Source organism: Chitinophaga oryzae (assembly GCF_012516375.2).
GTDB lineage: Bacteria > Bacteroidota > Bacteroidia > Chitinophagales > Chitinophagaceae > Chitinophaga > Chitinophaga oryzae.
On the sequence record NZ_CP051204.2, the window covers coordinates 4,384,676 to 4,406,413 of the forward strand.

General features: G+C 52.2%; 19 protein-coding genes. 2 read left to right on the forward strand and 17 right to left on the reverse strand.

The window, feature by feature from the left end; genetic code table 11:
* Positions 1-3: 3 nt before the first annotated feature.
* From HF324_RS18135 to HF324_RS18150, 4 genes are all read right to left on the reverse strand, one after another.
* The gene (locus HF324_RS18135; protein WP_168860435.1) at positions 4-5,031 is read right to left on the reverse strand and encodes a DUF4132 domain-containing protein; all 5,028 of its coding nucleotides are present in this window, start codon (positions 5,029-5,031) and stop codon (positions 4-6) included.
* A 59-nt stretch (positions 5,032-5,090) separates the two neighbouring features.
* Positions 5,091-5,516: a hypothetical protein gene (locus tag HF324_RS18140; RefSeq protein ID WP_168803829.1), complete on the reverse strand. Its 426-nt coding sequence runs from the start codon at positions 5,514-5,516 to the stop codon at positions 5,091-5,093.
* 96 nt (positions 5,517-5,612) lie between these two features.
* Complete coding sequence (locus HF324_RS18145) at positions 5,613-6,008, reverse strand: hypothetical protein (protein WP_168860436.1); 396 nt, start codon at positions 6,006-6,008, stop codon at positions 5,613-5,615.
* Positions 6,008-6,544 carry a YceI family protein gene (locus tag HF324_RS18150; RefSeq protein WP_168860437.1) on the reverse strand — a complete coding sequence of 179 codons (537 nt, stop codon included), beginning with the start codon at positions 6,542-6,544 and terminating at the stop codon, positions 6,008-6,010. Before HF324_RS18150 ends, HF324_RS18145 begins: the two co-directional genes overlap by 1 nt.
* A 269-nt stretch (positions 6,545-6,813) precedes the next feature.
* Here HF324_RS18150 and endOF3 point away from each other — a divergent pair, with 269 nt between their 5' ends.
* On the forward strand, positions 6,814-7,791 hold the full coding sequence (gene endOF3, locus HF324_RS18155; protein WP_168860438.1) for an endo-beta-N-acetylglucosaminidase F3: 978 nt from the start codon (positions 6,814-6,816) through the stop codon (positions 7,789-7,791).
* A gap of 139 nt (positions 7,792-7,930) precedes the next feature.
* Here the strand turns inward: endOF3 and HF324_RS18160 are convergent, their stop codons facing one another.
* From HF324_RS18160 to HF324_RS18180, 5 genes are all read right to left on the reverse strand, one after another.
* Positions 7,931-8,662 (reverse strand): DUF481 domain-containing protein, encoded by a 732-nt coding sequence (locus HF324_RS18160; RefSeq protein ID WP_168860439.1) that lies wholly within the window; start codon positions 8,660-8,662, stop codon positions 7,931-7,933.
* A 71-nt stretch (positions 8,663-8,733) separates the two neighbouring features.
* Positions 8,734-10,935: a GDSL-type esterase/lipase family protein gene (locus HF324_RS18165; RefSeq protein WP_168860440.1), complete on the reverse strand. Its 2,202-nt coding sequence runs from the start codon at positions 10,933-10,935 to the stop codon at positions 8,734-8,736.
* Between the two features lie 68 nt (positions 10,936-11,003).
* Positions 11,004-11,654 (reverse strand): response regulator, encoded by a 651-nt coding sequence (locus HF324_RS18170; RefSeq protein WP_168803834.1) that lies wholly within the window; start codon positions 11,652-11,654, stop codon positions 11,004-11,006.
* A gap of 141 nt (positions 11,655-11,795) precedes the next feature.
* Entirely contained in the window at positions 11,796-12,596 is an 801-nt protein-coding gene (locus tag HF324_RS18175; protein WP_168860441.1) for a class I SAM-dependent methyltransferase, read from the reverse strand.
* Positions 12,597-12,610: 14 nt separating this feature from the next.
* Entirely contained in the window at positions 12,611-13,090 is a 480-nt protein-coding gene (locus HF324_RS18180) for a DUF4920 domain-containing protein (RefSeq protein ID WP_168860442.1), read from the reverse strand.
* A gap of 230 nt (positions 13,091-13,320) precedes the next feature.
* Here HF324_RS18180 and HF324_RS18185 point away from each other — a divergent pair, with 230 nt between their 5' ends.
* A complete protein-coding gene (locus tag HF324_RS18185) occupies positions 13,321-14,079 on the forward strand; it encodes an SDR family NAD(P)-dependent oxidoreductase (protein ID WP_168860443.1) in 759 nt (252 codons plus the stop codon).
* Between the two features lie 68 nt (positions 14,080-14,147).
* Here the strand turns inward: HF324_RS18185 and HF324_RS18190 are convergent, their stop codons facing one another.
* From HF324_RS18190 to HF324_RS18225, 8 genes are all read right to left on the reverse strand, one after another.
* Entirely contained in the window at positions 14,148-14,456 is a 309-nt protein-coding gene (locus tag HF324_RS18190; protein ID WP_168860444.1) for a GNAT family N-acetyltransferase, read from the reverse strand.
* A 77-nt stretch (positions 14,457-14,533) separates the two neighbouring features.
* Entirely contained in the window at positions 14,534-14,890 is a 357-nt protein-coding gene (locus tag HF324_RS18195) for a hypothetical protein (RefSeq protein WP_168860445.1), read from the reverse strand.
* 83 nt (positions 14,891-14,973) lie between these two features.
* Positions 14,974-16,050 (reverse strand): hypothetical protein, encoded by a 1,077-nt coding sequence (locus tag HF324_RS18200; RefSeq protein WP_168860446.1) that lies wholly within the window; start codon positions 16,048-16,050, stop codon positions 14,974-14,976.
* Between the two features lie 48 nt (positions 16,051-16,098).
* The gene (locus tag HF324_RS18205) at positions 16,099-17,238 is read right to left on the reverse strand and encodes a helix-turn-helix transcriptional regulator (RefSeq protein WP_168860447.1); all 1,140 of its coding nucleotides are present in this window, start codon (positions 17,236-17,238) and stop codon (positions 16,099-16,101) included.
* 60 nt (positions 17,239-17,298) lie between these two features.
* Positions 17,299-17,700, reverse strand: a complete 402-nt coding sequence (locus HF324_RS18210; protein ID WP_168860448.1) for a tetratricopeptide repeat protein — start codon at positions 17,698-17,700, stop codon at positions 17,299-17,301.
* On the reverse strand, positions 17,679-19,169 hold the full coding sequence (locus HF324_RS18215; RefSeq protein ID WP_168860449.1) for a hypothetical protein: 1,491 nt from the start codon (positions 19,167-19,169) through the stop codon (positions 17,679-17,681). The genes HF324_RS18210 and HF324_RS18215 overlap by 22 nt, the downstream gene beginning before the upstream one ends.
* Positions 19,166-20,725, reverse strand: coding sequence for an NAD(P)/FAD-dependent oxidoreductase (locus HF324_RS18220; RefSeq protein WP_168860450.1), 1,560 nt, complete (start codon positions 20,723-20,725; stop codon positions 19,166-19,168). Before HF324_RS18220 ends, HF324_RS18215 begins: the two co-directional genes overlap by 4 nt.
* A 302-nt stretch (positions 20,726-21,027) precedes the next feature.
* Complete coding sequence (locus HF324_RS18225) at positions 21,028-21,702, reverse strand: DUF6882 domain-containing protein (RefSeq protein ID WP_168803842.1); 675 nt, start codon at positions 21,700-21,702, stop codon at positions 21,028-21,030.
* Positions 21,703-21,738 lie beyond the last annotated feature (36 nt).

Below are 21,738 nucleotides of genomic sequence, written 5' to 3' on the forward strand. Positions count from 1 at the left end.
ATCTTAATTTTGAGAAAGCTGTGATAACACTGTCGGGTCTTGTATCTCGTGGTCCCGGGCCAGCAGGAGCACTTTGGAGATCAGTTCAGCAGACCGGGGGTCTTCATCCACAAACGGGAGGAAGATGCGGCCTCTGTGCTGCGAGTGTACCGGCAGGATAGAAATGTACCGGCCGGGCAGTTGATGTACTACTGCACTTCCGAGGTGTACGCTGTATTCGCCCAGTTGACCTTTGATCGTCGCGTGGCTGCCGTCTACCTTTACATTGTTGAGTTTAAAGAGCCGCAGGGTTTCTTCCAGCAGCACTTTCCGCATTTCTATGGACGAATGGCTGGCTTCGGGGTCTACCCCGCCCACATGGGCCACACTTACTACCAGGTCCAGGTCCCGCATCACCTCACTGAAAATCAGCGGAGAGATATCTTTAAACGCTACCGGCTGGTAGGTTTTGAGATCATGGAATTTGATGGTTTCCAGCGTAGGGCTTTCCACTTCCGCGGGTGAGAACCAATCGGCCATGGCATATATTTTCGCCACGAAACCTTCCTTGTGGAAGACTTTCTGCAGCCCTTCCTCGTAGTCCACTTTCCAACCTCTTGTTTTCAGCAGGGCGGCCGTTTGGGTGGGCTGCACCTGGTGACCGGCATAGCGGCGGGACACGGACACTTCTTTCAGCTCATCTTCCAGCGGCACATACAGCTCGCGGAATATCTGTTTAAAAGGCTGCTGCACGGATTTCTCGAAGCAGTAACGCTGGTAGTCGCTCCACACGCCCGCCTGATACAGGTCGCTGCTATGGGCGATGCGGATACTGTCTTTATCGGTCAGTTTCGTTTGATGGCCTTTGGCATCCACGAGGCTGCCGCTGTGATAGAAACCGGATGCCTTGTCTGTTATGAACACCAGTTTCTCCAGATGCCTGGAGATCACCGGGTGATCGAACAGGGTCGTTAATTCTTCCAGGGAAAATACGTCTCCGCGTACCATGGCATCTTCCAGCCCTTTGCGGGAGCGGCGGAACTGTTCCCGTAATGTTTTCCTGTGCTCGTTGAGCTCTTCTATCTTCTTGTCTTTTTTATATTTCGGCGGAACGGCCTTCAGTTGTTTGTCTCCTTTGAAAGCTACCACATCAGCCTGTCCTTCTTCATCGATCACCAGCCCGATCGTTACATCGTCGTACTGTACCTGCGTTTCTTTAGACAGGATGTTCTGTACCTGCCGTGTTTCCATAGCCCAGGAGAGGCGCTGCGGATCGGCGTAGCCGGCGTTGCGGGCCAGGTTCTCCATGGCGATGCGCAACGCCAGCGCTTCGCTGGACTGTTTCTGCGCACCAAACTGACGGCTTTCTTTTTTAAATTGCTGGAGGTATTCATAACGCGCCAGCACGTCTTTTTCCGGATTGGTTTTGCTTAGCGGAATAAGGCCGTAGAGGCGCAGGTAGTCCTGGTCGCGTTTTTCTTTTACTTTCTGCGTCACTTCTTTTATCTTCAAATCTCCGGTCATTACGTCAGCGTATAAACGTGCGCGTCGGTGCGCATTCCCATCGCTGATATATTTCGCAGCTTCGTACACGATGGCCCAGCGTTGTTTGCCCAGTTCTTTATAAGCTTTCACGAACCAGTCTTTGTCCACCGCGCCGTCTTTGAAGTCCTGCAGGTCCACGGCAGAGTACCGGGCGATTTCACTTTCTGCTTCGGCGTTCTCTTCATTGCCGGCGGACTTGGTATGGGCATGCATCCACCAGATGGCGGAGTCCAGGCCTTTCCAGCCGAGATGCTGGCTCACGAACTTTTGCCACTGTGGCGCATATACGGCGGCTTCTATCAGTTGCGCTTCTGTAAGTTTGACCTTCTTTACGGTTTCATCAAACAATGCCTGTGTATCTTCCGGCAGGGGGAAACAACGTTTGAGCAGGAGACTGAAAATTTTCTGTTTGCTCATGGCTTCCTTATTATAGCTATAGATATAACCACGGTTGAGCGTCGTTTTTCCAAGGCCGGCCCATATTTCACCAAAGCGTTTAACACCATAGACAGCTCCCAGCACCTGCACCATATGCGTGACCGGCGTACCGGAGTCTCCCCGCTTCAGTTCAATGTCCAGGAAGTGTTCCCGCACTTTGATGAACATCTTTTCAAGGAAAGGATGACCTTCAAAATAATTGTCTTTGTTTTTGCCTTTATGGCTACGGGACAATATGCGCATATTCTCTGCGCTGATCAGTCCCCGGTACATCTCACTTTCGGAGATCAACCCGGCTTCGAAAGCGTTGATGAACACCTGCAATGGAGGCAGGTAATTCACCGCCAGTTCAGGCAGACCGGAGAATTGCCGCCAGTGGTAAAGGTTCCAGCAGTCTTCCAGGAGTTTTCCCTGCTTAGGTATTTCATACAGAAAGGAAAGGAAACGTTCCAGCTGGGTGTTGCCCTGCCAGCCCTTCATGCCGTAGTAGCCTTTCTCCTTGAACTGCAGCATTTCCGGCGTCAGCGCATTAAACACACGCTTGCACCCGCCCAGCAGGAATTCGGCCCGTTGTTCGAACGGATGGATCAGTTGCAGGGCGCCGGTCACCTTCAGTACAGGGTCACTGTATTTAAAACGGCGCCCGCCTCTCAGCGTCTCCGGCATCACGTCTTCATACACCGGTTGGTACAGCTTCATAATGCTTCCGCCTTTTATCTCTTCGCCCGCATCATATATATCCGTCATCAGCGAAGTCAGTATGAAAATATCCCGTGGAGTAAGGCCACTTTCCTGATACCAGTTTTCCCATACTTCCGGCAATGGAAAATACGAATACTGCTCTTCACCGGAAGTGAATTTATAGGTGTACACCTTCCGGTTCTGGAAACTATTGGCTAACAATACCATGGATTTGGTATTGTCGTAGTTTTCGACCTCATACTCGTATTGAGCGTGTTGCTGAAACAGATCATTGAGTTTGATGAACTGTTCGTGCAACTTCTCCATCGGCATAGAAAAGCCGTAAGGCCCTTCTGCCAGGCATTTACCATAATAATCGTCGGGATCGACAGCGGGCAAAACTACGGGTGAGATGGCGGAAGGATCGTACAGTCCGTAGCCGTTCTCAGCGGAGTATGATAATACGTTGTTTTCTTCCGAAAGTTGCGATAATAATATTTCTTCTTTCTGGGAGATGCTTTTCCTTCCCCTGAACGCCGTGATCCAGCCGGCCCGCTGTGTGGCGAGGCGGTTATTTTTCTGGAGGCGCAGCGCGATATCCAGGCCGCCGAGCCGTTGTTCTGTATCTCCCTGCAGCAACTTTTCCGTCACCGCCGTCACAATATCATCCGGCTGACTGAGTACCATATCAATGGCCCTGCTTCTGATGGAAGCGCCTTTACGTTTCAGTATATCCGTGAACGTTTCCATTTCTTCCAGGGTGAATTGCTGGCCCTGAAGCGCGTTAAATGCTATAGATACCACGTATTCACCTCTGTCTTTCAGCAGGCGCAGCGCAAAATTCCGCTGAAAAGGCGTCAGCGGGCCTTCTTTTTCCTCCTGGTGGTAATTATAGGGGGAATAACCTTTCAGCAGGGAGCGGGACAGCTGCTCGCGCAGCGTCACGTTCATCTCGTCGAAGTATCCCAGCACGATTTCCAGGCGGTCGTCGCGGCCGTTGATCAGGTTGATCATGGCGCTGAACACATTATTGCGTTCATATTTGATGGTCATCCAGGAGAAGATGTTTCCTTCAAATGTTTTCTCTTTAAGGTCGACTTTCTGTACGATCGCATGCAGCCTGTCAAACAGTTCAGGATAATGCATATCGTAGTGGCCGGTATTGAAATGTATTTTATTGTTGACGATCACCAGCGCCCTGGCTTTTACGGCCAGGTCGGGGTCGTTCAGCGCTTCATAGGCGGCAGGCATGTCCACGTTGTAGTAGTTTGTTTCTACCGCGAACTTCAGCGCCAGGCAGCGTTTTTCCGCACTCTTGTCTTTCAGCAGTTCAAACACCAACGGACGGGTGGCCATTACGTCCAGCACGCCGAGGGCCCACAGGGCCATGTACACGTCGGTGTTGTTTTTACTTTTCATGGCCGCCGGGATGGTGTTGGGTGCTTCGAGGTATTCCAGGCCTTTCCCGAGGAAAGTGCGGACGGTGCTTTCTTTCTCCGCTTCCCAGAAGAGGCCGGCCCATACGTCCAATGCCCGGACTACGGACGAAAAGCGGGTCAGCTTATTGTCCAGTACTACTTTCAGTATGTATTTGAGTGCGCCCACGGAGGTCTCGTCCAGCGCCTCCATAATGGTCTGGCGCAGACCTTCCTGGCGTTGCGCTGCCAGCAGCAGCTGTTCTACCAGCTTCCATGCTTCCGGCTTGTTGCTGTTGAGCAGCGCTTCGATCAGTGCCCTGCTGACTTTACCCTGGGGATCTTTATTGTAGATGATGTCTTCGCATACTTTAAAAAACGAGGCGTTGCCCAGGTCGATCGCTGCTGACCACACCCGGTACAGGACTTCACCGAAGAAATTTCCCTCGTAACGCACCTGTTCCTCCAGGCTCAGGTCAAAGCAGGTATACTTCGTTTTAGGGTAGTATTCAAACTGGTAGGTCACGGGGATGACCTGCCGGAAGAATTCCAGCTGGAGCACAAAATACACTTCCGGGTCGTTGGGGGCGCGGAAAGAGCGGCGGGTATACCCCGTCTGGTATATCTGGCGAGGCATCTGCTCCCAGGCATATTTAACATAGGCGCCTGTTTCCTTACCAAAGAGGTATTCCAGCAGGTTAGCACCTTCTTTCGTATCCCAGTAGCCGGCTGTCAGCAATTCGGCAATCCGGTTATATTTTTCGTCTTTATAGGTAATGGCGAAGGTCTGGTAGTAGCTGGTATCCCTGTCGCGCGTCAGCAGCTTGTTCAGCATGATCAGCACAATTTCAGCTGACGCTTTTGTCAGCAATGGATGGGTGGCTTCTCCAGTGTAAATGGTCATCAGCTCATCGGCCAGATTTTCGATATAATGGGGCTTAGTCCTGGTATTCAGGAATTCTTTAACGTCCATGGTCAAACGAATTAAGGTATGGTAATCGGGTTAAAAAAATGAATGCGGCATAAATGTTTTTACCAGATGCTGCCGGCCAGAAAGGTTAGCCGGATGAAGGTAATAACGGTGTCGGGACGCAGTACAAAGGTACGATCGAGCCCCTGTAACTCTTCCTCATCGGCAAATACAGCGAACAGGCCATCTTCATAAGCCTGCATAGCTGTCTCCTGCGCTTTGGCCATATCTGCTTTATTCTCGTTGTAGATACTGCCAAAACCTACCTTTCCGGTGCCGGCCTGGTCAGCCACCTGCTCTTTGGAGAGAAAAGGCAAAAGATTTTTCTCTGAAGGTTTGTCGTTATAGGCGTTCACCTGTTGTTTGACAACGGCTGCCAGCAAATTGCGGAGTGACGGGTTAACGGGCAAATCATCTATGACAATCTTTTGTTTCTCTATCAGCGCATGTTTTCTGCCAGCTTGCCTGGCATTGATAATCAGGTCCATTCTATAGTCTTTCGGTACACAAACAAAGTTCTGTGGCGAAGATAACAATACCCCTTCAATAATTCCTCCGGCATGTCAAAAAGTTATCCACGGCCATCAGCACGGCTTTTTAGTCGCCCGCCAGGGCTGCAACGCCAGCCAGACAAGGGCCGGCAGCAGATGCATGGGCGCTGTGAGGCCGGGGAAGAGTTCCGGAGCGGGAATACTGAGCGGTAAATTTACCATGAAAGGAATAGCGGCGCTGAGTAAGGAGAGCACCACCAGCCCGACGTTAAAACTGCGGGGCGCGGCGCCCCGCCGGCGTTCTGCCAGCCACCAGGCTAACATGACAAGCATAGCGACGCCCATATTGGCGCTGATAATGGCCGGTACCGGCGCTACCCGTGAAAAATCCACGCTCAGCGCCGACTGGTAAAGAACGGCGTATCCCACGGACAAGGCCGCTGCTATAAGACCGGTGGTGATGCCACACCAGAAAAGCGCGGGACGCATTACCTGGCAGTAACGGGAACGGTTACGGTAAGATGGGTATAGTCAGATTCATCGCCACGGGGCGTGGTAATGCCGAAGTCTCCCCTGTTGACCTTAAACGTTCCATGAAACACCCCTTTATCACCATTACGGGTAAAAGTAAAAGGAATCGTGAAAGGTTTCTTAATACCATGCATATCAAGCGTGCCTTTGGCATCGTAACCGGTAGCTGTTTTCACCACTTCAGAAGATACAAAATGAATGTACGGGTATTTCTCTGCGTCAAACCACTTCTCTCCCTTCGCATGGCGATTTTTAAGGCCGTTACCGGTGTTGATGGAAGATACGTCCACCAGTACGTCGAATTTCGCTGAGGCAGGGTCCTGCTCATCGAATACCACGGTACCTTTCATAGATTCAAATGCACCATCGGCATACTTGCCGGTGAACTTGATGGAATATCCGCTGCTGATCTTCCAGTTTTGGGCCGTAATAAAGGTAAAGGCGGCCATCAATAATACCAGCACGGCAGCTGCCGGATAAAGGATCTTTTTCATGCGTAACAGTTTGCTTTTTGCAGACAAAATTTAAGCCGGCTTTGGTGTAAAGCCGGCTTAAAGTTACGTGATTTATAAGAGTTTGGCGGGGGTGGAACAGGTAGCATAAAGGTAGTCCTCAGAACATTTTGAAAAAATGAATTCCGGACTGCACCTGTTTCTCATTTCTGCTGTCTTTATTTACGGGAGGAATCCCGGCCTACGCTCCATGGTTAAAAATTCTTCCATTTTTTCAATCAACTATCTACAGAGCACTAAAAATCGAGTCTATGAAAAAAAACACGCTATTGGCACCTTTGTGCGCAGCTGCATTCATACTGTTTGGTATGGCTGCCTGCCAGAAACCCTACACTGAACTTCCTGCGCCGGAGAAATCCGGTATAGGCATCAACGACGGATCGCAAGTATGCATCGCCTATTTTATCACGGATGGCAGAAACCCCGGTTTCAGGTTGAAAGACATTCCCGACAGCGTGGACATGGTGGTACTCTTCGGCCTTAAGTACTGGTCGCTGCAAGACACCACCAAACTGAAAGCCGGTACAGATATGATGTCCAGCTTCACTTCCTACCAGGACCTTTATGCACAAATCAAACAACTACAGTCCAGGGGCATTAAAGTCATACAAAACATCGATGACGATGCCAACTGGCAAACGAACAACCCCGGCGGTTTTGCATCTGCCACAGCCTTCGCAGACACTTTGAAGGCCGTATTGATAGACCGTATGAAGCTGGACGGTATCAGCCTGGATGTGGAGCATTCCGGTGCCAGGCCCAACCCCATCCCTCCCTTCCCCGGCTACGAGATTACCGGTTACAATAACTGGTATTACGGCAGCATGGCCGCCAATACACAATTTCTGAATGTAGTAGGCGCCCTCACCAGGTACTTCGGCATAGGCACAGGCAAACAACTACAGATAGCGTCCGGCATCGATGTTTTCGCCTGGGACCCCATTATGAAAAATTATGGCAGCAAATTCGACTATGTAGGATTGCAGGCTTATAACAAGGACACCAGCATGCAACGCCGCGCCATGAAATACCTCGTAGATTCCAACAAGATTGCCCCGGGCAGAGTCATATTCGGCTCCTGGGCCGAGAACGGATCGAATCTGGCGGCAGATGTGATAAGCGCCAAATGGGTACCGGTACAAGGCAGGAAAGGCGGTATGTTCATCTATACTTACAATTCCAATTTTGCCTATGCTGAAGCGGTTAAACGCGCACTTAAAGCAAATTAAACCTTTCGTTATTCTCCTGATGCCTGTTTACAGCAACAGGCGCCAATGCCGGAGCCGCTACCATCCAAGAGGCGCTCCGGCTTTTTATTGCCCGCCGGTCCATGCAAAGTCCCTTCGTACTGCCATCCCTGTTACCGTATCAGAAATACTTCTCCAGCGTAACGCCGTAGTTAAAGAGCAGGTTCTCCCTGTCGGTACGATTCAGCTTATTATAAGTCATGGAAGCCGTGAGGCTCAACCAGCTGCGCAGCTTCACCGACATGCTGTTGATGCAGCGGATCGTGAAGTCATCTCCATGCATCAGCGAATTCTGAAAGTAATTGCTGCCTTCCAGCACCACTATATTGTGGATGGTCCATTTGTACTGCACCCGGAAGGAGTTACGCACGGTACTATACAGGTCCTGAATGGTGTCATGTAAAAACAGGTCGCTATTTTCAAACAGCAACCCGTCTGTAATATTGAGTAATGCGTTGGGCCGGCGTATCAGGTCGTAGCCAATCCCTGCGCCTCCCTGAAAACGGTTATTGATCTTCAGGGAATAACTTCTGTCATAGTTGGCCAGTCCCCAGTAATAGATCTGCGCTGTATCCGTATACAGGTTGAAATCCACTGCTGCCGACACGTCGTTGTTCGTCAGCGAAGCGTTGTTTTTACCATATACATAACTGGCCCCGGCGTTGAGCGAGACCTTTTTCTTGCTCACCTTAAACCCCAGGTTGTTATTCAGCAGATAAGAGTTGCCATCGTTGGTGCGGTTGATAGACCCGGTAGATGCATATTTGATCAGGTAGTGCGTGGAATCACTAAACTGGGCAAAGCCGGTATAACCATACAGCAGGACAACAATCAGGGCAACTATTCTCTTCATAATCAATTTCTTAATATATTAACGGTGTTATGCCGCAACAATTAACGTGCCCGAAGTTGTCGTGTCTGCCACTATAACACCTCCTGTTTCAGTGCTTCTGCCCAGATGCGGTAGCCTTTCTCCGTAGGATGAACAAAATCGCCGGCGATCTCCTTCAGCAGGACACCTTCCGGTGTGAGCAGTTTCGGGCCGATGTCCAGCAGGCGGATATTTTCTTTAGCCGCAAAGGCTGTCAGCAGCCGGTTGGTTTCGTTGATGACCGCCCTGCGGGGATGGTCCGGCTGTTGCTCCCGCGGGAGAACTGCCATCAGCACAATCTTCGCCTGCGGGACTTTAGAGCGGATGCGGCCACAAATGGCGGCAATGCCTTCCACAATTTCCGCCGGCGTGTTGGCGCGGGCGTTATTCGTCTGACTGGTATTGTTAGTGCCGATCAGCAGCACTACCGTCCGCGGATGCAGGCCATCCAGTTCGCCGTTGTCCAACCGCCACAGTACGTTCTGCGTGCGGTCCCAGCCGAACCCGAGGTTCAGCACCCGGCGGCTGCCAAACAACGCTGCCCAGGCTTCGGGGCCGTTGGGCTTGCGGGGCTGCCCGTTGGCCGATCTTACCAGCGGATAGCCACCGAAGAAATGGGTGATGGAATTACCGATCATGACAATTTCCGGATTGATGGAGTCCTTTATCCGCAGCACTTCCGCATGCCTGGCCCACCAGTCATAACTGTCATTCTCCAGTTTGGATACCGGGATGATGGCGGTATTGGCCGGCAGCGCGGTGTCGCGGCTATGGTCTTCCATCAGCCGGGACAACAGCGGTTCCATGGCTTTGGCCCAGGCCAGCGCGCCGGCGGGACTGGGATGCAGCCAGTCCGGCATCTGTTCCTGGCGGATCGTACCATCCAGGTTCAGGAACACATGATTCACGTCGCAGTAAAACACATGCCGGTTGTCCGCCAGTCCGGACACCAGTTCCGATGCTCTGTCCAGTATCATACGGTGCGACGTGGGATTGGGGCCGTCATAGCTGCCGGGGAAACAGCGAAGCAGGATGATCTTTGTGTCGGGCAGTTTTTCACGCAGCCTTTGCACTATCGCCCTGATACCACCCGCCAGCTGGCCGGCGGTATGGCGCACCGGGTAGTTTTTTTCGTCAATGTTGTTGGTGCCTATTTCCAGTGTGATCACTTTAGGGGACTGCCCTTTCAGTTCACCATGTTCGATATTCCAGAGGATATTCTCGGTGCGGTAGCCGCTAAAGCCCAGGTTCAGCGCTTTGCGGGGCGCGAAGAACTGGTTCCACACCGCCTGGTAGGCGGGCTTTTCAAAATTATGTGTGATAGAGTTGCCGATCATGATCAGATCGTACTGCAGTGCGGCGGCTTCCTGTAACTTCTGTTCATGGCGTTTGCGGTTGCTCCCTTCCGTGGGCACTGCGGCGGTGTTAACGCCAGCCGCCGTATCGGGCTTTTCGAGGAAAGCCTGCAATAGTGACGGCCATTTTGCGGCTGCACCGGGCAGCTGTTTTTGCATGCCGAAGCCATGGCCGCCATCGGGCAGCAGGATGTAGTGGCCTTTACCGTCGTAGCCTTTCCAGACTTTGCCATACTGGGTACAGCTGCTCACCCATTCCGGCACGTCATCGGCGGCGATGAGGGTGAAAAGCCGGGAGCGCAATACCGGCGGTGGTAACACTGCCGGATATACGGAGCCGGGGCGGGTTTCATGGAGGTAAGCCGGGTAAATCAGCATCAGGTTGTCCGGCTGCGCCGCCAGTGGCAGCTGCTGTAACGTTCTGGCGGCGAGGTGTCCGCCGGCGGAATATCCCATGATGCTCAGGGTTTGGGTATGGAGGCCCAGCTGGCGGGCTTTGTTGCGCAGCAGCTGCCAGGCAGCCAGGGCATCCGCCAGCGCCAGGTCGCGGGTGTTGGGTCCGGCGTCGATCCTGTATTCCAGCATGGCGACATCGTAGCCCAGCTTATTGAGGAAGGCGGCGGTCATGCTGCCTTCCGACTTAACGGCCAGCACGCCGTAGCCCCCGCCGGGGAACAGCAATACGGTGCCTTTCGCCGGCTGGCGGCCGGCTGGAAACAATTGCAATAAAGGCTGTCTGACAAGGTGGACCAGGTCGTCTTTTTCAACAGGGTTGCCTTTCGGCAGCGGCGCCCCTTCCAGCGACACACAACGTTGCGCCCAGGCAGCGGCAGGAAAACAACAAAGCAGGAACACGGCGATATACCGGGTATATCCCGAGAGGGAGGAAAAGTTCTTCATACGTTTAATTCAGCGCATACAAAGTAGAAAAAAATTTCAGTTATGCATACTGCCGGCAACGCAAAAGATCAAAGACCGGTGATCATCTTATGCTGTACAGCGGCCATCATGAGTTCCGCCACATTTTTTACATCGAACTTTTGTAACAGGTTACGGCGGTGGGTTTCGATCGTCAGCGGGCTTACATTCAGCTCCTGGGCCATCATAGGCGTAGTTTTACCCTGTGATACCAGCTGCAGTATCTGCTTTTCCCGCCTGGTCAGCGTAGGCACCTGTTTAAATTCGTGCTGCGCCGGGCGGGTAATGATTTCCTTTACTTCCTTACTGAAGGCAATTTCCCCTTTCAGCGCTTCCTTCAGGCAGTTCAGCAGCTCGGTGGAAGATACATTTTTAACAAGGTAACCGCTGGCGCCATTCTGCAATATCTGCAGGATGATACTGCGTTCGGTATGATTACTCAATGCCAGCACAACCGTATCAGGCGACATCTTTTTGATGTCCCTGCAGAGGTCCATCCCGCTGGTATCCGGGAGCATGATGTCCAGCAACACGAGGTCGACTTTATTATGCTGTAAAAAGTCCATAAAGTCTCTCCCCCGCGTGAAGCTGCCCGCTATGGTGATTTGCGGTTCTTCCTTCAGGAGCGTTCTCAATCCTTCAATGACGATAGGATGGTCATCAACAATCGCGAGGACAATATTGTCATTCATCAGCGGCATGTGCACTACAGTTTACTGTAAAAATGCTACAATATCCTTACATGAAGAAGGGGCCGCCACAAAATACCGGTAAACCAGTAGATAAAAATAATAACGGCCGCCGGTCCTGCCGGCAGCCGTTAAGTCAGTTAATGAGCCGGTTCAGAGACTGGCCTGTACGTCATTCAGTTTCATGGTCATAGACTGCGCCGTCTGCAGGGTCCAGGCGTCGTATTCGTCGATGGCCAGCAGTCTTTCGGCTTCTGAGATAAATCCGTGTTGTACCACCTGTGGCCCTCTCAGCTCCGCTACTTTTGACCAGATAGCGGCTTTATTGGAAAAACCTGCTTCTGCCCTGCTGTATTTCTCGTCAGCATTGAAGGACCGTATGTCCCGATATCCTGCTTTTTCGAAGAGTGCGGGCAGATGGTCTGCTATTTCGTTGTCCATACCGGCATCTGCGCGCCAGCGGAGGAATGCGTCGTAGAAGCGCAGCATACTGGCCGGCGGCGCAGGGTCCCACTCCAGGCGGGTATGGTTGTAGTCCAGTATAGACACGCGGCCTCCGGGCGCCAGCAATTCACGGAAACGCCGCAACGCTGCCAGCGGGTCGTTCAGCCATTGTAGTACCCTTGCAGACACGATCAGGTCGTATTTCCTGTCTGGTTGCCAGGTATAAAGATCTGCGGTGATCAGTTGCAGGTGAGGCACGTCCTGTTGATCCTCCCGCCCTTTGGCGATAAGATGTTCGCTGCTGTCGATCCCTGTGGCGCTGCCGGTTTCGCCCACGAACCCGGCGATGCCGGCGGTGATGGCGCCCGTGCCGCATCCCACGTCCAGTACATGCATACCGGGTTTCAGCAACGGCACCAGTGTCGCATAACTGTTTTGTAATGTTCTGTCGTCCAGGATGATGGACGTCCCTTTCGGCATGGTGGCCCTTTCGGAGGCTTTATCCTGCATATCGCTGTTTGTTTTTATTCCACTACCCGTATGCCACTGGCAGTGTACCTTATTTCCCTTTTGGGCTGTGTGATGGCATCGATGGCTTCCTGCGGCTTCCCCGCATCTTTGGCATAATGCTGCAGCTCATCTACCGATGTGGTATGCTGGTAGGCAACGCCATCCAGCACGATGGTTTTTCCTTTAATATCCAGAGGAACAAAGAAGGCGTAGTTTTTCATCTTCACAAACGCCGTCGTGCTGTCGTTGACTTTCAGTTTCATCCAGCATCCTTTTTTAGGACATACGTCCAGCACCTGCGCTTTAATTTTCACCGGCACTTCAACACTGTCATTCTTCAGGAGGACCGGGAGTTTCGCTGCATCGACCGCACCGGCAGCTGTGGCGCCGGCTCCGTAAGTGGCATTGAGGGTGGCTTTACCTTTTGGGGGTTGCGCTACGGCAGCCAAACCGGCTGTCATGAACAGGGCGCACAACATTACTTTGTACATCATGTCAAATACGTTTTGTACTAAGATAAGAAAGAACTATCTACTATTACAATGGACTATTATTTACATATCTTACAAAAACGTTAAAACTACGGCAGATGGTCCGGCGCTGCTTTCATTAAGTTGTATATTTGCTCCATCGAAAACACCCCGCGGGCTTGTTTACCTCCTACATACTGCTACTCCTGTTGTTGTGCTTTGTTGAGATTGTATTACGTTAAAAACATATTGTCATGAAAAGACTGGAGAACAAAGTCGCCCTGATCACGGGCGGAGCAGGAAGCATCGGCCGGACGACCGCAAAATTATTCATCGAAGAAGGTGCTAAAGTAATCCTCGTAGACCTCGACGAATCCTCCCTGAAGAAGACCGCCGCTGAATTAGGCCCGCAGGCAGCTTATGTGGCTGCTGATGTAACGGTGGCCGCTGATGTGGAACGATATGCGCAGGAAGCAGGTAAAAAGTTCGGAAAGATTGACATTTTCTTCAACAACGCCGGTATCGAAGGTGCGGTAAAACCCATTACCGAATTCCCGGAAGACGTATTCGACAAAGTGATGGCCGTGAACGTAAAAGGCGTGTTCCTGGGCTGCAAATACGTGCTGCCGCAGATGAACGACGGCGCCAGCATGATCATCACTTCTTCTGTAGCGGGCCTGCACGGGTCGGCTAACTTCATTGCCTATACGACAAGTAAACATGCTACACTGGGTATCATGAAAACAGCCGCGCTGGAAGCAGCTCCCCGTAAGATACGGGTCAACAGCATACATCCGTCGCCGGTAGACAACCGCATGATGCGTTCTATTGAAGAAGGTTACGAACCGGGTAAAGGAGAAGCGGTACAGAAACAGTTAGCTGCAGGCATTCCCCTGGGACGCTATGCCCAACCGCTGGAAATAGCCAAACTTGTCCTGTTCCTCGGGTCGGATGACAGCCAGTTTATATCCGGCGCCCAATATGTGATTGATGGCGGCTCCTCCGCAAAATAGTAAACGTACTGACCCACTATAATAACGGCCTCCCTCAGACGGGGGAGGCCTTTTTTTTATTATTGGTTTTATAGAGTGTGTGCGTAGGTGATCACCTCTTTCACCGGTTCGAAACCCAGCCGGGTATATATCGGCAGACCCGCTTTGGAAGCATGCAGTACGCAATACCGCTTACCATCCGCCACACATTCCTGCAGCAGCCGCGTGGTCATGGCCGCCGCCAGCCCCTTTCCCCTGAAATCCGGCAGCGTACCGATAAAATGCAGCCCGGCATTCCCCGCTTCATCGTAAAATATCAGCCCGCAGCAGGCCGCTCTGCCGTCTACCGTACCGATAAAAACCTTGATCTTGTTTTCCTGTCCGAGTAAACGGGCCACCACGGCGCCGTCTACACGATAATTAAAAGAACCTTCCGCAATGGTGGCGAAGGTGTATGCATCCGCTTCACTGCCGGCTAATGCGAACCGGATATGTTCCGGACTTTCCCCGGGGGATTTTCCCGCAGGTAGATGATCATTCCCTGCAGACTCATTTTAGGCTGAAAACCTGCCGCCGCCAGCGGCGCCGCCAATGCTTCCGCCACCGACGCCGTAAAAGTGACCGCATCCGGCAAAAGTCCCTCGCGGATCTGCGTGGCAATGTGGGCCAGCGCTTCCGGTTGCTGTACGTCAAATACACGCCGCGGCCAGTCAGACCCTGCGGGCATCACCGCTTTATAGGAAGGCGCCGTAGTGAGCAGGCCTGCCCGCTCCCCTACGTACGCCCAGTGTTCAAACAGGTTTCCGATAATATGTTTTTCGTCTTGTTCCATGTGTCTTGATAAGACCACAAAAATAACAGTCTCACCAATGTTTATAGTAGTCCAGTATAAAACGGGGCGGTAGTCCAGTTATGTTACCGTTTCACCTTTACCAGCTGCATTTCCACTGTATCCCTACCCAGTATGCCCTGAAAGCGCCAGGTACCTCTCTGCCCGCCGGGTTTCAATATCCCGGAAAACGGCTCGTGGACGCCGGCAGGATATCGCCACCGGGCTGACAGCTTCCCTTCCTGCGGATGATACTCGTACGTGCCGATATATCGTCTCCGCCAATCGTTGAACTCCAGCACAAAATCATTCTCCAGGTCCATAAACACCTTTGTCAGCAGGCTGTCTCCCGTTGCCGGCTGCGCGCATGGAATATGATTGACCTTCAACTGCTTTACGATATACTTGCCCGTCAGCTCCGGATGACGGTCCGGATAGTCGTACGTAGCGTTTAATACAAACGGTACCACTGCCACGCCTGCACGAAGCAGCCACTTCACCGGGGCCTTCCAGCCTACTCCCACCGGCAGCCAGTCACGCCGGAGAAAAAATTCCGCCAGCGGCTGGTACAATGTCGTCAGCAGATATGCTACTCCTCCCGTTAATATCAATGCATGCAATAATACGCCAGGAGGCATCCGGTAAAACGTATCGATCAGGATAATGTTCAGCAATACGGGTACGATCATGATAAGCCCCAGCAACCGGGTACGCCGCCACAGCAGCAACAGCGCACAGGCCATTTGCATGATCGCAAGCGCCACCATATACGGATACGACCATCCGAAATAAGCCCAGGTAAGCTCTTCCCCGCTCAACGCACTGAAAGGGATGTCCAGTTGCCCCAATGGCACCACCATCTGCAGATGGTAAACTTTGTTCCAGCCGAAGGTGCACAGGTCAATAGCCAACGTATACAACAGGATGCCCTGTATCACCTGCAGCCACCGCAAGGACGACGCTGGATACCGGCGTTCCCGGTAGTTCCACACCACAGCTGTCAAAAGGAAAATAATCAGCAATGCGTACGCCAGCAACGATACCAACGGTAGCGTCACTCCGTGCCCAATAAATCTGGAAGTCAGTCTCCTGAAAGACGCCCCCACCACTAAACCCGTGATCAGACAAACAATCAGCTTCCGGGAAAATGCAATACGGTCCATTTCATAGTTTAATTTGATGAACCGTAATACTAAGTACTGTAAAGGGCTTCAGCGCCCGGACGGATCCATCCGCACCACAAGTCCCGGAGCTTCTGCCCCGGTTTGCGAGGCAGGTAATACACCAGCTGCCTGGCGGAAAGCGCTGGGCGACATGCCGGTTGCGTCCCGGAAAACACTGTTGAAAGTGGTCTTTGAATTAAAACCGGCTTCAAAGGCAATCGCCAGTATATTCAGGTGCGCATGACCGGGCGCCAGCAATAGCTTTTTTACGCAGGCCACCCGGTAACCGTTGATATATTGAAAGAAACTTTTCCCGTATCCCTGGTTGAGCAGGAAAGAAAGCTCGTGCGTGGAGAGCCCCAGGTGGTCCGCCAGCTTCGGAAGCCCCAGTTCGCCGTCCGTATACAAAGCCTCCTCTTCCATCAGCCTGTCCAGCTGTTTCATCAGTGGCGGTATTTGTTCTGCCGGCAAACGGGGCTTTACCACAGCAGGAGGCAACGCCGGAGCAACGATACTGTTGCCGGCCACTTCCTGCTGACGGAAAGCACTATAGCCGATGACGTATATGCTTAACAGGTAGCCCTGTGCCGTATAAGGCAACAGGTACCGGACACCGTCAAAAAGCTGATTGAACCAGATGAGTATCATACCTGCCGTTCCCCATAGCAGATACTTCAGCCAGCGCACGCCGGTAGTCCCCCTGTAATGTGCCAGCAACCGGTAGGACAGCCCCCAATAAACCAGCAGCTGTAATTTTACAGACATGCCCACCAGCAGCCCCAGGTAACGCGATAACGCCGTTCCCGGCGGCACCAGTGGCGGCAACGGCCACCGTATGCCCGCCAGCGACAGCAAATAAGGCAGCATCATACCGGCAAACAACAAAGCCGGTATCATATGGAGACTGTCACGCCACGAAAGTTTTCTCTGCGGAAACAGAAAGGAAGTTACCGACAATAGCAATGCCGGCGCCATCACCAGCCGGTTGAGTTCCAGCACCGGCACCAGCCATCGATGTTGTTTCTGCAATGCCGTATGTTCCGCAATAAATGCCAGTAGCGCAGCACCTGCACAAAAAAGGAAAACGGCCAGCCATCGGTTACCGGCGCTGTTCGTCCGTCCTGGGTGGACCATCAGTAAAAAAGACAGCAAAAAAATACTGCCACAGGTGAAAGTATAAAAAACCATATGGAACCGGTATTATCCTAATAAGATAAATACCGGCTGTTTTTCCATAAACGGAGAAGTTCATTTACAGTACGTTTTCAACAACTGCCCTGCCTGCTGTGCTCCCAGTATAGCCGCCTGTTGCAGGTCCGGGCAGGCTTTGGCCTGATCGTTCATCATCAGCCAGCTTACGCCACGGCCCAGGTACAGGTCCGGTTCTGAGGGCTTCAACGCCATTGCCGCCGTAAAATCGATAATGGATTGCTGCAGGTTTCTCTTGCGGTCACGTTCGTACACTCCCTTAAAATACAGCAGCCGCTCATTTTTAGGGTATACCTGTACCAGCGTCTGAAAGAAACGGTCATTGTCTGCCATCTGCGGCCAGAGCTTCACAAAAAGTACCGCCAGCGCTTCCCGTTTAGTGTTCTGCGTGATATACACCGGCGAAAAAGTACTGTCATTCAGAAAGGTGGTGACCGGCATATTCGTATAGTTCTCCCCGGTATAGTGCGACTCCCACACAATGAGCTCCCCGGCTGCATCATCGTCTTACTACGGGCGGATACCTCCCCGGTGAGCATTGTGTCATTAGGGTGGCGGCGGGCCGCCCAGAAATACCAGGGGTGATTGCAATACACTTTGTGATTACGCAGCGGCCCTTCGCCCAGGAAGGCAGTCATAGCGTTCATGCCCCACCTTTCTTCATTACCATGGCTCGCAGGGTTTTCATAGTAAAGCGTAAACATCACCTGCCAGATCATCAGCGACGCAGCCGCGCCGTAAGGCGGACGGCTTTTTTTGAAAAACACCGGCAGCACCGCCAGCAGGCAGCAAACTACCAGTGCATTAAAAACCGTGTAGTCTTTTTTGTCAGGGTTGTATGTTTGCCTGAAATGCAACTCGTTGGTAAAACACAGCCATGCTATGAGCACCACGAAGGCCACATATATCCACAGTTCCTGGCGGCCGGGAGGCCGGGGCGCTTTTTTGCCTTTGGCAACAGGCACATCGAACATTGCCCACCAGTGATTGAAGCCGTATACGCAGATCACCGCGGCAAACGGCGCCAGGGTGATCAGGTTGCGCAACGCTCCGCCGGACTGCCCCAGGTCCATGAACACGGCAAAACAAACATACACCAGAAAGCCAACGGTAAACTGCAGGAGGATAAAGTAGTCGGAGAACATCTTCTTTAAGTGCTCCAGGTATCCCCATACAAAAAAGAAGAAAGCCACCGGCCCCAGCACATACACGTACTTACCGATGTGGTGCGTGAGACTGACGCGGTCATAACGGTTTTTCTTCTCCCCGCTGGCCAATACCTCCTGCACCAGCGCCAGCGGCTGACCGGTAAAAGCGTACAGGCCCAGCCACCACGCCACCAGCCCCGCTCCCAGCAATGGGATATACCGGTACATCCGTTGCTGCACCAACGGAAACAACCAGAAAGGCATAAACAGTACGCCTTCCGGGCGGGCCAGCGGCAGCAATCCTCCCACCAGCGCAAACCAGCCAAACTGTTTACGACAGAAAAAAAAGATCCCCAGGCAGATTAAAAAAGAGGCCAACGGCTCCGTCATGGCATCTCTCGAAATACCAAACAAAAATGTCTGGAACAACAGAAAAACCATGACGACGATCGCATTCGGCACACCCTTATATTTGAGTGCCTTGTACAGCAGGATACCCGATCCCGCTGTCATCAATACCATGGTCACAACCGCGCCCATTCTGCCAAACAGCTGTGCCGGGAGGTAAAACAGTGCTACAAACAACGGCCTGTTCCAGGAAGAAAAAAACTGTTTCGGATGATAGCGTGCGTCCTGTACGTTCAGGAAACGGCTGATGGCATCGTCGTCCCAGGTGTAGTTAGAGGACTGCGACCAAACCAGGGAGACCAGCACAAACACGAGCGCGCAGATCAGATAATCGTATTGTTGCCATTTTTTCATACCGCCTGTTTTTCTTCGTGATATTCCTGTTCTGTATTGATGTCCCAGATATTGTCCCTGCCGGCGATCCCCTGGATGATATTATCTACAGCCGTCATTGCTGTCAGCATAGAATGGTCTGCATTGTTGTATTTGTGCATACCGTTGCGGCCAACGAGATACAGGTTACTGATGGTATCTGTATAGGCCCTTAATTCATCGAACTGCTGATAAGTCCCAAAGTAAGCCGGATAGGTTTTCTTCATGCGTACGAGGGTGCTGTCGCGCACATGCTCCCGCCGGATAATGCCGATTTTCTCCAGTTCATCGATGCCAAAGTTAATAAAGCGCTGGTCATCCATACTCCAAAGGTCGTCCCCTTCGTTGCAGAAATACTCCAGTCCTATCCATACGCGATTGGGATCGTTGACCATAAAGGGGCTCCAGTTGTTGAAGATCTGTAACCGGCCTACTTTTACGTCGCTTTCCTGTATATAGATCCAGTTGTCTTTTATGAGGCCGTGTTCCTGTTCTATGACCAGCTTGTCCAGCAGCAGGCCTACCGTTACAAAATCGCGGTATTCCAGGCCGGCGGCAATATCGCGCACCCGTTGCGGTACCGGCCCGTCCATAGCCGCTACCAGGTCTTTTACGGGCATGGTAGAAAAATAGTAGTCGCCCTGAAAATGCTGCGTGGCGGTATCTACGCCGGCTACCCGGCCTTCTTTCATGCGGATGCCTTTCACTTCCTGGTGCAGGTGTATTTCCCCGCCCATGGCCTTGATCCGCTCCGCCACTTCCTCCCAGAGCTGCCCGGGGCCGAACTTGGGATACAAAAAACGCTCTATCAGGCTTGTTTCGGTTTGTTTCTGATGGATATCCGCCGGTGCTTTGGAGGCCGTCAGCTTCTGCAGGGCATGCCGGATGGTTTTGGACACCGAGAGTTTTTTGATCCGCTGATGTCCCCATGCGGCATCTATTTCATGGCAGGGCTTTCCCCACACCTTCTCCGTATAGTCTTTGAAGAATGTTTTATACAGCACTTTCCCGAAGCGTTTGATAAAAAAATCTTCCAGCGTTTTTTCGGCTTTCCGGTAGAAAACACGGGTATACCCGTACGAAATCATGATCCTGCATAGCCGGAACAGGCCCAGCTTTGAGATGGTGCTCACAGACAGGGTGAGCGGGTACAGGAACAGCTTGCGCTGGTAATAGATCCTGGACAACCGGTCCCGGATGAGCATGACCAGGTCGGGATGCTGCGGGGCCTGCTGTTTGGCTGCCATCTTCAGTGTTCGTTCTTTTTGCTGATAGGCAATGCGTACCTGTTCAGCCGGAGCGCCGATAGGCATCACCTGCAGCCACCAGTCCATTACCCGGTCTGACTTGGAAAAGAAACGATGGCCGCCGATGTCGATGCGGTTGCCTTTGTAGCGGACTGTCTTTGAAATACCGCCAATATCGCCGGACATTTCGAGAATGACAGGTTTAATGTCTGTACGGGTAAGCAGTTCATAGGCCGCTGTCAGTCCTGCCGGACCTGCGCCGATGATAATCGCTGTTTTTTTGTCTGTCATGGCGGAAATAGCTAAGCGGAACCGTCACTTTCTCTCAGCACTATTTCTGTTGACAAACGGCAGGCATCTCCCTAAAAATTTAATGGTCACCACTAACAGGTACCATGGTAAGAAAAGGAGCCTGACAGCAGCTTTCCAGCATAGTATAGCATAATAAAAAGCACGTTCCATCATTATAAAATATTCGTGATACAGCCTGCGCGGGGCTAATAATGTTAACTAACTGCCACTAATACACGATGATGGAACGATACCCTTATGGGGAGGCAAAAAAAATCCGGGAAATTTCCCGGACCAGTTTTTTATGAGAGGGTGCCATTGAGGCTGGCGAGCCGGTGTAGTTCGTCGAACGTGGCGACGATCGTGCTGCCGTTATAGGTGGCCGATAATTCCCTGTCTTTCGATGTCACCCGGAAAGCTTTGGCGTTCAGGTAGCTGGTCAGTGCCAGTTGATGGTCCATTTCAAAAAGGGAGATCAGCTGCGGGAAAACGGTCAGCACCCGTTGCGGGCTGTCGGTGCGCGTTTTGTCGATCACGTCGCTCTGGATGGTCACCAGTAAGGCGCCGCTGCCATAGTCGGCCACGTAATAGGCGCTGGCGCCAAACATACCGGATGCAATCAACCCGATATAATGTACATCGTTCACAGCACCCTCGAACTGGCTGGTGGTGAATAAGGGCACCTGGTGCGCTTCACCGTAGGCTTTCAGTTGTAAGGCTTGCTGCAGCAGGTTTTCCGGGATATTGGACTGGGTATTGGCCCAACCCCAGAGGAAGGTTTCAGACGAATGGGAGAAAGTGCCCAGTATCTGGATGGGGAATGTCAGGTGATCGCCGAAACTGATGGTGCCTTCATTGAGATCGGCGTTCCAGTTGTTGTCGCCGATGATGGCGGACAGGTCGTTCTGTTTATCCAGTGCAATACCGCCGTATTGTGCGATTAGGTCCTTCGCGGACAGGGCTGTTGAATCAGACATATTACTTCATTTTTACTATTGGCGGTCAAGTTACGT